The organism is Pantoea sp. SYBGC1, from assembly GCF_057197005.1.
In genome coordinates, this window is record NZ_JBXUNM010000001.1 from 545,161 (window position 1) to 558,873 (window position 13,713).

Below are 13,713 nucleotides of genomic sequence, written 5' to 3' on the forward strand. Positions count from 1 at the left end.
GGAACCTATTATGAGCCACGTATTAATTCTTAAGTCCAGTATCCTTGCCGGTTATTCCCAGTCAGGCCAGCTGGCTGACTTTTACGCTGAAGAAGCGCGCGCCAACGGCGACAGCGTAACCGTACGCGACCTGGCTGCCGATCCGGTACCGGTACTGGATGGTGAACTGGTGGGTGCTCTGCGTCCTTCAGATGCGCCGCTTTCTCCGCGTCAGCAGGAGGCGCTGGCGCTCTCCGATGCGCTGATCGCTGAGCTGCAGGCGCATGACACCATTGTTATTGCGGCACCGATGTACAATTTCAACATCCCGACGCAGCTGAAAAACTATTTTGACCTGATTGCCCGCGCGGGCGTGACTTTCCGGTACACCGAAGCGGGTCCGGAAGGTCTGGTTAAAGGCAAACGTGCGGTGATCCTGAGCAGCCGTGGCGGTATCCACAAAGATACCCCAACCGATCTGCTGACGCCGTATGTGAAGCTGTTCCTTGGCTTTATCGGTATCACTGACGTTGAGTTTGTGTTTGCCGAAGGGATCGCCTACGGTCCGGAAGTGGCGACCAAAGCGACCGCTGATGCGAAAGATGCGATTAAACAGCGCGTCTCTGCCTGATTAGAAAAATGATTTGCTGATTTATTTTTTACCGGGCCTGAGCGCCCGGTTTTTTATTTTAACGTCAATATATCTTTGCTTCCCATCCCCTGCCCGCCTTTTTAATTTACACTGCCGCATCGCTCTCTCATTCTGCTTTACGATTTCAACTCTCTTACTGACAACCCGCACCCGCTTTTTAATTAAAGCGCAGCACTGCCAGACTTCTGATAAAAATCGAAATACGAAAGTTTTTATGTCAGTAACGTGGCACGATTAATTCGCAATCAAATCCAGCCACAGAGGCTGGAAATGATTTTTACCTTTACCTCAAATGCTAAATATTTTTCCCAAGGAGAATAACATGGCCTTACTGTTATGCTATATCCCTGTAAGCAATACTCTGCCCGGACAAACTGCAAACGTTAATCATTTCCCGGGTGTGAGCGAAAAAATTAAAATGTTTGAAATGCCTGTCAAAGCAACTGGTAATTGTAGAGCGCAGCTGAAGCCGAATGCTGAATTTGCAAGTGGGATCGCTACCCTGAAAGCGGAAAGGAAGGTTTCGCAACTGACATCAGCTTTTGAAAAACTTCATAGTACAGGCAACCGCACGCCATCATCTTCCGCAACACGCCCCATCGCTGCACGGGTTATAGCGACGACTGTAGCGGCGCCAGCTGCGGGGGTACAGGATATCTCTATCGCCCGCCAGAGTGTATCAGCATCTTCTCACGCAGAAGCAAAACCTGATCCTGTAACCGTTCAGGCAAAAAGTACAGCCGGACATAAGGACGCGCCCTCATTGCTGACCCAAATTAAGCATCAGTTTACGCAGATATGGTCATCAATACAGCGCTATTTCTCTTCATCTACAGAGACAGCAAGATTACATCAGCATGAAAGGATGATGCGCGACGTAAATACTTTCCGGAATAGGCAAAATAGTTATGATACTTTTAAAGATATTGCTCAAGCTTATGATAACAATCCCCTTAAGGCTCTTGACATTTACAACACAGAAAAAAAATCCATAATGCTGAATGAGATAAAAGAAATAATTAATAGCTTGAAGCATAATAATTTAGAAATTGACATGGAAAAGCTTTGCGAGCAAGCTAATAAATATGCAGCCACTTCAGGTGCCAGCTCCAGAACTTTTATCCTGACAGGCAAAAATGAAATCACGTTGAACATAGGTTTTCTGACAGAAACCTCACAACAAAGACTGGAAAAAATAGGACAAGAAATTCGTACAGCATTTGATGGCACTACCGTTTTGCGCCGCTCTTCGCAGAGTATCGGAGGACGTCAGCGCGCTAATTCAGTGCGGACAAGCGCACAAGAGATGATTAACAGTGCCTATTTAAAACTGTTTAATGATATACATAATGACAAAAGAAATATTTATGGTACACGCCACAGCTTCGACCGAAACGAAATGCGTGCCGCGCTGCTTGAAGGGCAGCCAGCGCTGGCAGGCTTACGCACCAGCAGTGCAGCGTAATGTCTGACAGCAGCATATCCCTGGTAAGCCACACCCGGTGGCGGGAAAGCCCTGAGCCTCCCGCCACCGGTTACTTCCGCAGCCACTGGCCGTTGATGCCGCGCACATATTCCCCTGCGCTGGCCCGGTTCACCAGCTTCTCTCCGGCAATCCGCGCGACGTCGCTGGTTGTAAGCCTGTTTTGCCCGGCAATGCGCTGGTACGCCATCCGGCGGCCCTCATTGATACGACTCACCAGCGCCAGCGTGACCTCATCCTGCTGCCGGGCAGCAAGATAGCCGCTCAGCGTTTCCCCGACCCGACCCTGCTGCCGCGCCTCATCCAGCGTCAGCGCGTGCGCCGGACCGGCCAGCAAAGCCAGCAGCGCAACAGCGCGTATTGTTCGGTTGCGAACCATCAGAACAGCCCGCTCTGATTCTGCAGCAGCGCCTCAACATCCTTATCCACCTTGATGTGGATCTCATGCTCAATTTTCACATTCATATTTATCGTAATCGGCGCGTCGGGAGCGGCCACTTCAATCCGCGGTACGCATCCTGCCAGCATAATGCTGCCTGCCAGCAGCGCACCTCTTAACCTCATCATCAGGGATCCCTCTTTGATGGCAGGGTGGCGTTCTGCTCCACCCAGGATTGTAAATTATCGCCAAAGCGCAGGCTGCGCCATAGCTGGAACAGATTCTCCTGATGACGATAGTTGAGATTGATTGTCTGGCGCCGGTTACTGAACTGGCTGACGCCGGTGACCTGCGACTGCATCACCAGTTTACCGGTATTATCCAGATCGAGTGTGGCCCAGGAGCGTGAAATCTCCAGATAACGCAGCCAGCTCAGCGCCGCCCCGGCGGCGACATTGTCTTTTACAATCGCGTCTGCCGTATCCTTATCCAGCCGAAACGTGAGCGGCCCGCTGTTAGCGATCCAGCCATTTCTGATCAGCCACTGCGGATTACTGAGCCAGAGCGGCAGCTCGCCGTTCACCTTACCCGACATGGCAAACTGTTTGGGCTTAAGTGCCGTCACCAGCCGGCTGAGATCGATCTGGCGCAGCGAAATCCTGGCCGCTTCGCGCTGCGGCATGCGCAGCGCCGGCATACTGACGTGCCCGCCCAGCAAATCGAGCGTCACGTTACTCAGGGTAAGCGGCTCTCTCTCCTGCCAGGGATAGTAACCCTGCAGATCGGCCGTGATATTCTGCAGCGCAAACTGATTGTTAACCTCGCGGATACGCAGCGAAACCGGTCCGCGCCGCCCCAGCTGCCACTGCTGAGCGCGATAGCGAAACGGCAGCGCAAAGTCGATGCCGTTGATGTCACTGTCCGGCAGCAGCAGGCTGCCCTGCTGAACCGCAAAGAAGCCGCCTGCCTGAAATTCCTGGCGGGCTCCGGCTGAAAACGCAACCTGCGCCCGCAGCTCACCGCTGCGGATACGCATTTTTAAGTCGTTATTGAGCAGTGGCTGGAACACACGCAGCGACTGTGCCGGCCACCAGGCCTCACCGCGCAGCCGCTCACCATCCCAGCGCCCGTGCACGCGCAGCGGGCCGATATCTTCAGCGCGCAGTTCACCACGCCATAAAAACCGTGCCGGATCGCGCCCTTTTACATCAAACGTCAGCCCTGCAGGCGGCAGCCAGCCGCCGTAGCTGAAGTGCGTTTGCCCTGCATCAAGACGAAAACTGCCTGTAAAACCGGGCTGCGTGCTATCCCGCTGCCAGTTCAGCGGTGCAGTGAGCCGGATACGCGGCCGATCAATCTGCACTGGCCCCCACGCCAGCTGATTCAGGCCGGTATTGAGCGTATCCAGCGTAATGCGCTGATCCAGCCAGCTGCCGGTACCTGTAACATCCCACTCTGCATTAAACGGCTGCAGTTTGCCGTCGCCCCAGTAGCGCCAGCGCCAGCTGCCGCTGTCTGGCCAGAACGCGGCCGCGCGGCCATCCAGATGCAGCGTAAAGTGACCATAGTCGCGCTTATGCGCCGTCAGAATCGCCTGCAGCCGGCCATCAATGCCCTGCGCTGAGAGCGAAACGCCCGCCAGCGGCCAGCGCGCTTCATCCACTTCCGGGAGATCCAGCAGCTGACCGCGCAGGCGCAGCAGTGCACCCGGCTGGAACGTCAGCGTCGGCGCGCTGAGGGCGCCGCGCAGCTCGCCGGGCAGGCTGCCATAGAGCTGCAGCCCGGCAAATTTACTCTCGCCGGTAATGCGCAGCGGCAGCACGTTATCTGTTATGCGCAGCGGTCCCGGCCCGACGCTCAGTACTACATTACCTTTCCCGCCGCGCCCCTGCGTCAGCAGATTCAGCCGTCCCTGCACGCGCAGGTTGTCCATTCCCTGCTGCCATCCGGTCAGCCTCAGCCCCACGCCGCCTGACAGCATCTGACCGGCTAAAGGCCAGTGCCAGCGCCCGCCGGCGATCTGAAACGTGTCGCGGTCGCTCTGCCACGGCAGCTCAAGCAGCGGTGTCTTATCGCCCTGCTCCTGAACGATTAACTTACCCTGCTGCTGCTGCCACTGCAGATCCAGCGTCAGCGGCTGCGGCCACTGAGCCACGCGCAGCTCACTCTGCAGTGAACCGGTCACTGGCAAGCCATCCGCAAATGCAGGCAGCGTCACGCTGCCATGCAGCGCTAGTGGTTGTGTCAAAAAAGGATGTTGTAACTTAAAAGCGTCTACCGTCAGCGTCTGGCCCTGCAGGCGCCCGCTCAGGCTGAGATTATCGCCGCGATAGCGCAGCTGCTGCTGTTCCGGTGCAAGCGTGAGATCAAGTTCACCGGCATAGTGCTGCCACGGCAGAACGGCCAGCCTGCCGATATGCACATCGGCTCCCGGCAGGCGCTGCTGCCAGTCGGCCAGCGTACGCGGTACGGCGGAAGCTGGCTGCGATGGCAGCGACTGCCAGCAGGCGCTGTTAAGCGTGACGCGCTGCGCGCTAAGCTGCCAGCGCTGCTGTGAGCGCCCCAGCGCCACCTGTTCAACCTCAGCCAGCGTACAGCTGCCCGTCAGGTAACGCAGCTGCGGCAGCGTCACTGCACCCTGCTGCCAGCCCGGCCTGCCCGTGATTTCGATGCGCGTTTCATCCGGCAGCCAGATGCCGGCCAGCCGTGGCAGCCACTGCGTCAGCGTCAGCAGCAGGCCCAGCAGCAGCAGAATCAGCGCCAGTATGGCGGCAAGTAGTCGGCGAAGGCCACGCGTCATGGCGGGTAACTATCCTGTTGTTTATATTTTCCTGCCGAAATGATGGCACGTAATCATTCGCAAATGAAGGTGTTAGCCTGGTCTGCTGCGTGAAGAAAAGCAAAGTCGCGCAGAAACCGTTATCCTTTGATGATACCGACATGGCATTTTTCAGGAGCGAAACAATGAAAGTTGCGGTTTACAGCACCAAGCACTATGACCAGAAATATTTAGAGCAGGTCAACGCCCGTTTTGGATTTGAGCTGGTGTTTTTTGACTTCCTGCTCAGCGAGGATACGGCAAAAAATGCCGCCGGCTGTGACGCGGTCTGTATTTTCGTAAATGACGACGGCGGCAGAGCGGTGCTGGAGGAGCTGGCGGCATTGGGCATTAAGTATATTGCTCTGCGCTGTGCCGGATTCAATAACGTCGATCTGCAGGCGGCTGCTGAGCTGGGCCTGGAGGTAGTACGCGTGCCCGCCTACTCCCCGGAAGCGGTGGCGGAACACACGGTGGGTATGATGATGGCGCTGAATCGCCGCATTCATCGTGCTTATCAGCGCACCCGTGACGCAAACTTTTCGCTCGATGGCCTGACCGGCTTCAACATGCATAATAAAACCGCAGGCGTGGTCGGTACGGGAAAAATCGGCGTGGCTACGCTGCGCATCCTGAAAGGCTTTGGCATGAAGCTGCTGGCCTATGATCCCTACCCGAGCGACGCTGCGCTTGAGCTGGGTGCAGAATATGTCGATCTGAAAACGCTGTTTGCCCGCTCGGATGTGATTACGCTGCACTGCCCGATGACGCCGGAAAATCATCATCTGCTCAACGCACAGGCGTTCAGCGAAATGAAAGATGGCGTGATGATCATCAATACCAGCCGCGGCGGCCTGATCGATTCGCAGGCGGCGATTGAAGCGCTGAAACAGCAGAAGATTGGTTCGCTGGGAATGGACGTCTATGAAAATGAACGCGACCTGTTTTTTGAGGACAAATCGAACGACGTCATACAGGACGACATTTTCCGCCGCCTCTCTGCCTGCCACAACGTGCTGTTTACCGGACATCAGGCGTTTCTGACCGCAGAAGCCCTGACCGCCATCTCAGAAACCACGCTGAGCAATCTGCAGCAGCTCGATCAGGACGAGGCGTGCCCGAACCGGGTTAAGCCCTGAAATAGTGCGCCCGCATCAGCGGGCGCAGGTGCCACCCATCAGCGCCTGTTCATCGCAGCGGCGGCCATTTGACAGCTGACACATGCCGATACGTGAACCATCCAGCTGGCGGGAAAATGCCAGCGTGCCCCCGGCCCCGCTGCAGCTGCTTTCTGCCATCGCGGACATCACCACGTGCGGCTGGACGTGAGCCGCGGTCGCCTGCTGCGGCGGTTCGTTATCAGGGGTACTGCTGCAGGCGGAGAGCAGCAGTGCTGCACCAGCCAGCAGTAAAGAGGCAGCTTTCATTAGTCGGACTCCGGGGACAGGGGACGAAAAGTGTTCACAGCATATGACAGCCTCCGCTGCGAATCGAGTGCGGACATAGCTTTTTACAAAATTTCAGACCTTTCATTGCAAGCAGAATTATCCTGAAGAGAAGATTTTTGCCGGTTATCTTCTAAAATAATCCGTTATTTCAATTGCTCAGGGGAAATTATGTTAACCGATATGCTGTTACGCATCGCGCTGGCCGGCGTTCTCGGCGGGCTTATCGGACTTGAGCGTCAGATGCGGGCAAAAGAGGCGGGTCTGCGTACCCATATTCTGGTGGGGATCGGCAGCGCCCTGTTTATGCTGGTGTCAAAATATGGCTTTGCCGATATGCTCAGCAGCGACCATGTGGGTCTTGATCCCAGCCGCATCGCGGCGCAGGTCGTCAGCGGGATGGGCTTTCTCGGGGCCGGGACCATCATTATTCAGAAGCAGATTGTAAAAGGCCTGACTACCGCAGCGGGTCTGTGGGTTACCGCCGCCATCGGCCTGGTTATCGGTAGCGGCATGTATGAAATTGGCATTTATGGCACGCTACTGGCGCTGGTGGTGCTGGAGGTTTTTCGCCGCCTCAGCCACTGGCTGATTGGCCGCCACCATACGCTGATCGTGCATCTGAAAGCCAAAAGCGTCCCGCTGGTGTTACTGGTGCTGCAGCGTGAAGGGATCCGCTACGGGCATATCGCGGTGGTCAACCGTGACGAAGAGAGCGGCCTGTGTGAACTCAGCGTAGAAGTCACCCTCTCCCGCCGGGCACCGCGCCACACCCTTTATGAGAAGGTCATGGACATTAAAGGAGTACAGTCGCTGGAGATGGTATAGAGGCGCAGACCGGGCAAAATTATTAGCCACGGATGCGGCAACAGATTAAAAGCGTTCACGCGAGGCTGGTATTCGCGCGCGCAATCCGTACCATACGCATCCATAACTACAGGTTTATGACCGCTAATGCGGGTTTCAGCCGCCTGTTCTGTTCGCCGGCACTCTCAAGCGTGAAAATAATGTCAGAAAATCAAGACGTAACAAAAAAAGAGCAATACAACTTTAACAAACTGCAGAAGCGCCTGCGCCGCAACGTCGGCGAAGCGATTGCTGACTTCAACATGATTGAAGAAGGCGACCGCATCATGGTCTGTCTCTCAGGCGGTAAAGACAGCTACACCATGCTGGAGATCCTGCGCAGCCTGCAGCAGAGCGCGCCGGTGAATTTTTCGCTGGTGGCGGTCAATCTCGATCAGAAGCAGCCCGGCTTCCCGGCGCATATTCTGCCCGCTTATCTTGAGACACTGGGCGTGGAGTATAAAATTGTCACCGAAGATACTTACTCTATTGTTAAAGAGAAGATCCCGGAAGGCAAAACCACCTGCTCACTCTGTTCGCGTCTGCGTCGCGGTATTCTCTATCGCACTGCCAGCGAGCTGGGCTGTACTAAAATTGCGCTCGGCCATCATCGCGACGATATCCTGCAGACGCTGTTTCTCAATATGTTCTACGGCGGCAAAATGAAAGGCATGCCGCCCAAGCTGATGAGTGATGACGGCAAACATATTGTTATCCGCCCTCTCGCCTACTGTCGTGAAAAGGATATTATCCGCTTTGCTGAAGCGCGCCAGTACCCGATCATCCCCTGCAACCTGTGCGGTTCACAGCCCAACCTGCAGCGTCAGGTGGTGGCCGATATGCTGCGCGACTGGGATAAACGTTTTCCGGGCCGCATTGAAACCATGTTCAGCGCCATGCAGAACATTGTGCCTTCGCATATGGCGGATATCAGCCTGTTCGATTTCAAAGGCATCCGCCATGGCGATGAAGTGGTTGATGGTGGTGATATTGGCTTCGATCGCGAGACGCTGCCGGTGCAGCCCGCGGGCTGGCAGCCGGATGAGGATGCAGCAGCAACCGCAGAGCTGCGGCTGGATGTATTAGAGATAAAGTAGTTCTGCTGAGAACCAGAAAGGCGCGGCCCCGAGGCACGCGCCTTTTTTTATTGATGCGGCGGCGGATCGCTGATGGGTGGCACATCGGGATCGTGCGGCGGCTCCGGCTCCGGAATGGGCTGCGGCTGCGGAACAGGCTCCGGAATCGGTACCGGGTCGGTTGGGATCGGCTCACTGGCGTGGATAGCTTGCATCGCTTTCTCCTGTTGCGGAACGTACTTTAAGCGTAGGAAAGCTTTGCTGAACAAGCCAGCATAAAAAAAAACCGGCCCTGGGGCCGGTGTCAGAGGAATTAACTGTGCTATGCAGTAATTCGCAAACAGGAAGTAAGACAATATGGAGTACAACGCCCATCGCTTGACGTTGCATTCACCTGCGAAAGAGAGTGTGCCGCGATTTTCCGCAGGATGAGTTGATATCGATCAGCTTTTCCCGCGTTTGCTACAGCCATTTGCGTTTTTTCAGCCATACCGCCACGCCGCCGACCATCAGCAGCAGGATCAGACAAAACAGCAGAAAACCGTGCTGCCAGTTACCGCCCGGAATGCCACCGAGGTTGACGCCAAACAGTCCGGTGAGAAAGGTCGCTGGCAGGAAAATCATCGCCATCAGTGACATAGTATACGTCCGGCGGTTCATCGACTCCGCCAGCAGCGAGGCGACCTCGTCAGCGAGAATGCCGGTGCGCGCCACGCCGGCGTTGAGATCGTCCAGGCCGCGCCCCAGACGATCCGCCACGTCCTGCATGCGTCGCCGATCGTCGTCACTCATCCACGGGAGTTTCTCGCTGGCCAGTCGCGCATAGACATCGCGCTGTGGTGCCATATAGCGGCGCATAACGATCAGCTGCTTGCGCAGCAGCGCCAGCTCGCCTCTGGCCGGCACCTGCTGATCCATTAGCGCATCTTCCAGCTCAATAATCTTGTCGTGCATATCTTCAATAAATTCGCTGGCGTGATCGGTCAGCGCGTCGCAGACGTCCACCAGCCAGCTGCCACCGTCTGCCGGGCCATTGCCATGCTGCAGCTCGTTGAGCACTTCATCTATCGCGTTAACTTTGCGGCGGCGCGTAGAGACGATCAGTTTGTCATTAATGAATACGCGCATCGCCACCAGCTGATCGGGACGCGAGTCGGCGTTATGGTTCACGCTGCGTAACACAATCATAAACCCGTCGCCAAGCCGCGTGACGCGCGGCCGCATACTGTCGCCTGCCAGCGCATCGCGCACGGCATCAGGGATCAGCGGCGTATTCTGCAGCCACTCCGCGCTCTGGCGCTGTGCGTAATTAAGATGCAGCCAGCAGTGGCGCTCGCAGTGGATGATGTCGTCATCTTTAATGGCGATAACGCCACCTTTGCCATCAAACTGACAGGCAATAATCGCATCTGATACCTGTAATGCTTTCCCTTCAATAACGTTCACGTCCCCACTCCACGCTCTTAATCAACAGGCTACAGTCTAGCGCCGCGCCTTTCAGTTGCAATCACGCCGGTGTATGCAAACGTGACGCAAGGTACTCAGTGCTTTTCAATCCATAATTCGCGGCTGTAAGCCACATCTTCCGGATTAGTGATGGGATACCCTTTTACCCACGGTTTTATCAGGCGGCCGTTTGTATATTGATAGAGCGGTGCAATGGGTGCCTGATCGGCAATGATCTGCTCCGCTTTGTTATAATCTGCGTTGCGCGCCTGCACACTGGTTTCGGTACTCGCTTTCGCCAGTAGTGCGTCATACTCCGCGCTGTTGAAACGCGCAATATTCCCGCTATGGCTGGCCGTCAGCAGACTGAGAAAGGTTGAGGGTTCGTTATAATCACCCACCCACGAGGCGCGGATCACATCAAAATTTCCGCTGTTGCGGCTGTCGATATAGGTTTTCCACTCCTGATTTTGCAGCGTAACCTCTGCACCCAGATTCTTTTTCCACATCGAGGCGACGGCGATAGCAATTTTCTGGTGGCTCTCTGAGGTGTTATAGAGCAGCGTCAGATGCAGCGGCTTAGCCGGACCGTAGCCCGCAGCTGCGAGCAGCGCTTTCGCCTGCGCATTCAGCTCCTGCTGGCTATGCTGCTGCAGATAGCTCTGCTGTGGCGTAAAACCGGCCGTCACATCGGGAGTGAAATGCCACGCCGGCTTCTCGCCGGTGCCCAGCACCTTCTCTGCAATAATGCGGCGATCGATACTCCACGAAAGCGCTTTACGCACGCGCACATCAGCCGTTGGCCCTTTCTGCGTATTAAAGGCGTAGTAGTAGGTCCCGAGCTGGTCAGGGGTATAGACCTCACCTGGCAGGCTCTTTTTCAGTAGCGCAAACATATTTTTCGGGAATGATTCGGTGATATCGATATCCTCGGCGCGGTAGCGCTTGGTGGCGCTGGACTCCTCATTGATGGGCAGAAAGGTCACCTGCGTCAGCACTGAATGCTTGTCGTCCCAGTAATGTTTATTGCGCACCAGGACAATCTTTTCGTTTACCACCCGCGTTTGTAACTGATAGGCGCCATTTCCCACCAGCTTGCCCGGTGCGGTCCACGCGTCACCTTCAGCCTGAACAATTTTTTGCGGCACGGGAAACAGCGCGGCGTTAGCCATCATGGCTGGCAGCCACGGCACCGGTCGTGACAGCGTCACTTTGAGGTGAGTGGCATCGGTGGCCGTTACGCCCAGTTTATCCGGACTCATGCTGCCTTTGGTAATCGCTTCCGCATTTTCAATGCCGCTCAGCGCCGCAAACCAGGCAAAAGGCGAACTGTTTTTTGGATCAACCAGTCGCTGCCAGCTATAGACAAAATCCTGCGCGGTGACCGGGCTGCCATCTGACCAGCGCGCATCTTTGCGCAGGGTAAACAGCCAGATTTTATTGTCATTACTGCTCCAGCTCTCAGCGACACCGGGCACAATCTGGCCGTTTGCATCCTGACTGGTAAGGCCTTCAAACAGGTCGCGCATGACCTGAATTTCCGGCAATCCCACGGCTTTCATGGGATCAAGCGAGGCGGGTTCATCTTTGATGTGGCGAACAATTGTCTGCTGGCTGGCGAGCTGCGCGCCCGCTGGTATCTCAGCAGCAGTAGCCGGGAAAAACGTGCTGCTGACGATCAGCGCCAGCGCCGTGAGGGAAAACAGAGGCTTCATCATCACTCCTTAGCAGAAAAAAGGGCGACCTGAAGTGGGTAATGTCGCCAGCAACTCCGGCAACTGTAACGCAAATTGCTGATTGGTATGTAGCTATTTCCCGGTTTGCTGTTTACCGTTAATGTAGTGCCGGACAGGCGCGCGCCCCGCTCGTTTGCAGAGCCGCTCACAGGAGAGCCCGATATGTCATTTCATCACCCGCGACCGCAGCGCGGTCAGCTCGATGCAGCCTGGCAACAGTATGGCCGCTCGGCGCTTGGCGCCCCGCTGCTCTGGTTTCCGGCGCAGTCAGCTGATGAAGAGAGCGGGCTGATCATCGCCGGCACTCACGGCGATGAGAACGCCGCAATCGCCACGCTTTCCGCCGCGCTGCGGACGCTGCCCGCCTCCCTGCGCCGCCATCATGTCATTCTGGCCGTGAATCCGGACGGCTGTCAGCTCGGGCTACGCGCCAACGCGCGCGGCGTCGATCTCAACCGTAACTTTCCCGCCGCTAACTGGCAGCGGGGCGACACCCACTACCGCTGGAACAGCGCGGCTGACGCGCGCGATGTGGTGCTCTCCACCGGTGAGAAGCCCGCCTCCGAACCTGAAACCAGCGCGCTATGCCAGCTGATCCATCAGCTGCAGCCACGCTGGGTGGTCTCATGGCATGAACCGCTGGCCTGTATCGACGATCCCCACCACAGCGCGCTGGCGCGCTGGCTGGGAGAACACACCGCCCTGCCGGTGGTGAGCAGCGTGGGATACGCTACGCCGGGTTCTTTTGGCAGCTGGTGCGCCGATTTAGGGCTGCTGTGCATTACGGCGGAAATGCCGCCGATTTCCGTTGATGAGGCGACCGAACGCTATCTTGAGGCGATGATTAATCTGCTGCGCTGGCAGGCGCCGCATTAAGCGTGCCATAGCTGAACGAAAGCGCGGGATCGACATCGGCTGCCAGCCAGGTCGGGCCATCGAGATCGGCGAAGGCGGCCTGTGAAACCAGCGGCAGCGCGGCCCGGATAGCGCGCGAGGTACAGAGCATACAGCCCAGCATCAGCGTAAATCCCTGCTCCCGTGCGGCAGCAGCCAGCGCCAGCGCCTCTGTCAGGCCGCCGGTTTTATCCAGCTTGATATTGATCATCTCGTAGCGCCCCGCCAGTTCCGCCAGGCTGTCGCGCGTGTGACAACTCTCATCCGCGCAAATCGGCAGCGGATGGACAAAATTTGCCAGCGCAGCATCCTGCCCGGCGGGCAGCGGCTGCTCCAGCATCGCAATATTGAGATCCGCCAGCAGCTGACAGCGTGCCGCCAGCCCTTCCGCTTCCCAGGATTCATTTGCGTCGATAATCAGGATCGCTTCCGGTACCGCGCTGCGGATCGCTATCAGCCGCTCACTGATCAGATGATTATTCATTTTCACTTTGAGCAGCTTTGCACCGTGCTGCCACAGCGCCAGCGCGCTGCTGGCCATCGCTTCTGGCGTATCGATACTGATGGTGCGCGCCGTAGCTACCTGCCCGGCCAGAGGGCGATCGCACAGCGCGGCCAGCGTCTCTCCACGCTGCTGGCGTTCCAGATCCCAGAGTGCGCAATCAATGGCATTGCGCGCCGCACCCGCCGGCATCGCCTGCTGCAGCGCGCTTCGGGTTAAGCCCTGCTGCAGCGCAGGCAGCTGAGCGGCAATCTGCGCCAGCACTGAGGCCTCGCTCTCACCATAACGGGCATACGGGGTCGCTTCTCCGGTGCCTTTGATGCCGTTCTCTTCAATTTCCACCACCACAACCTGCGCTTCCGTCCGGCTGCCGCGCGAGATAACGAACGGCGAATGCAGTGGCCAGGCTTCAGGATAACTCTTCACTGTTCTCATTTTTACACCTTAAAATTGTGCG

14 protein-coding genes are annotated in these 13,713 nt (G+C 56.7%); 6 read left to right on the forward strand and 8 right to left on the reverse strand.

Features of this window, described 5'->3' with window-relative positions; all coding sequences use genetic code 11:
* Positions 1-10: 10 nt before the first annotated feature.
* Both azoR and AC2CF9_RS02535 read left to right on the forward strand, forming a co-directional pair.
* Complete coding sequence (gene azoR / locus AC2CF9_RS02530; protein WP_094110923.1) at positions 11-610, forward strand: FMN-dependent NADH-azoreductase; 600 nt, start codon at positions 11-13, stop codon at positions 608-610.
* Between the two features lie 343 nt (positions 611-953).
* A complete protein-coding gene (locus tag AC2CF9_RS02535) occupies positions 954-2,096 on the forward strand; it encodes a hypothetical protein (protein WP_484556197.1) in 1,143 nt (380 codons plus the stop codon).
* Between the two features lie 70 nt (positions 2,097-2,166).
* Here the strand turns inward: AC2CF9_RS02535 and AC2CF9_RS02540 are convergent, their stop codons facing one another.
* Genes AC2CF9_RS02540 through AC2CF9_RS02550 form a run of 3 tightly spaced genes read right to left on the reverse strand, consistent with a single transcriptional unit; the run spans position 2,167 to position 5,293 of the window.
* Positions 2,167-2,493, reverse strand: a complete 327-nt coding sequence (locus AC2CF9_RS02540) for a YdbL family probable chaperone protein (RefSeq protein ID WP_150016186.1) — start codon at positions 2,491-2,493, stop codon at positions 2,167-2,169.
* Positions 2,493-2,678 carry a YnbE family lipoprotein gene (locus AC2CF9_RS02545; protein WP_094110958.1) on the reverse strand — a complete coding sequence of 62 codons (186 nt, stop codon included), beginning with the start codon at positions 2,676-2,678 and terminating at the stop codon, positions 2,493-2,495. Before AC2CF9_RS02545 ends, AC2CF9_RS02540 begins: the two co-directional genes overlap by 1 nt.
* Before the next feature lie 2 nt (positions 2,679-2,680).
* A complete protein-coding gene (locus AC2CF9_RS02550) occupies positions 2,681-5,293 on the reverse strand; it encodes a YdbH family protein (protein ID WP_484556198.1) in 2,613 nt (870 codons plus the stop codon).
* A 164-nt stretch (positions 5,294-5,457) separates the two neighbouring features.
* Here AC2CF9_RS02550 and AC2CF9_RS02555 point away from each other — a divergent pair, with 164 nt between their 5' ends.
* The gene (locus tag AC2CF9_RS02555) at positions 5,458-6,450 is read left to right on the forward strand and encodes a 2-hydroxyacid dehydrogenase (protein WP_150016189.1); all 993 of its coding nucleotides are present in this window, start codon (positions 5,458-5,460) and stop codon (positions 6,448-6,450) included.
* A 15-nt stretch (positions 6,451-6,465) separates the two neighbouring features.
* Here the strand turns inward: AC2CF9_RS02555 and AC2CF9_RS02560 are convergent, their stop codons facing one another.
* Complete coding sequence (locus tag AC2CF9_RS02560; protein ID WP_039384475.1) at positions 6,466-6,738, reverse strand: putative hemolysin; 273 nt, start codon at positions 6,736-6,738, stop codon at positions 6,466-6,468.
* A gap of 189 nt (positions 6,739-6,927) precedes the next feature.
* Between AC2CF9_RS02560 and AC2CF9_RS02565 the strand changes: the two genes are divergently transcribed.
* Both AC2CF9_RS02565 and ttcA read left to right on the forward strand, forming a co-directional pair.
* On the forward strand, positions 6,928-7,584 hold the full coding sequence (locus AC2CF9_RS02565) for an MgtC/SapB family protein (protein ID WP_150016190.1): 657 nt from the start codon (positions 6,928-6,930) through the stop codon (positions 7,582-7,584).
* A 179-nt stretch (positions 7,585-7,763) separates the two neighbouring features.
* Positions 7,764-8,699 (forward strand): tRNA 2-thiocytidine(32) synthetase TtcA, encoded by a 936-nt coding sequence (gene ttcA, locus AC2CF9_RS02570; RefSeq protein WP_150016191.1) that lies wholly within the window; start codon positions 7,764-7,766, stop codon positions 8,697-8,699.
* Between the two features lie 47 nt (positions 8,700-8,746).
* Here ttcA and ynaL read toward each other — a convergent pair whose 3' ends face one another.
* From ynaL to AC2CF9_RS02585, 3 genes are all read right to left on the reverse strand, one after another.
* Positions 8,747-8,893 carry a proline-rich small protein YnaL gene (gene ynaL / locus AC2CF9_RS02575; RefSeq protein WP_166713867.1) on the reverse strand — a complete coding sequence of 49 codons (147 nt, stop codon included), beginning with the start codon at positions 8,891-8,893 and terminating at the stop codon, positions 8,747-8,749.
* 247 nt (positions 8,894-9,140) lie between these two features.
* Entirely contained in the window at positions 9,141-10,124 is a 984-nt protein-coding gene (gene zntB / locus AC2CF9_RS02580) for a zinc transporter ZntB (protein ID WP_039384477.1), read from the reverse strand.
* Positions 10,125-10,219: 95 nt separating this feature from the next.
* Complete coding sequence (locus tag AC2CF9_RS02585) at positions 10,220-11,839, reverse strand: peptide ABC transporter substrate-binding protein (RefSeq protein ID WP_484556438.1); 1,620 nt, start codon at positions 11,837-11,839, stop codon at positions 10,220-10,222.
* A gap of 183 nt (positions 11,840-12,022) precedes the next feature.
* On the opposite strand from AC2CF9_RS02585, the gene mpaA reads away from it, so the two are divergent.
* Positions 12,023-12,736 (forward strand): murein tripeptide amidase MpaA, encoded by a 714-nt coding sequence (gene mpaA / locus AC2CF9_RS02590; protein ID WP_150016193.1) that lies wholly within the window; start codon positions 12,023-12,025, stop codon positions 12,734-12,736.
* Here the strand turns inward: mpaA and ycjG are convergent.
* A complete protein-coding gene (gene ycjG / locus AC2CF9_RS02595) occupies positions 12,705-13,691 on the reverse strand; it encodes an L-Ala-D/L-Glu epimerase (RefSeq protein WP_484556199.1) in 987 nt (328 codons plus the stop codon). The two genes, mpaA and ycjG, sit on opposite strands and share 32 nt — an antisense overlap.
* Positions 13,692-13,713: the final 22 nt, after the last annotated feature.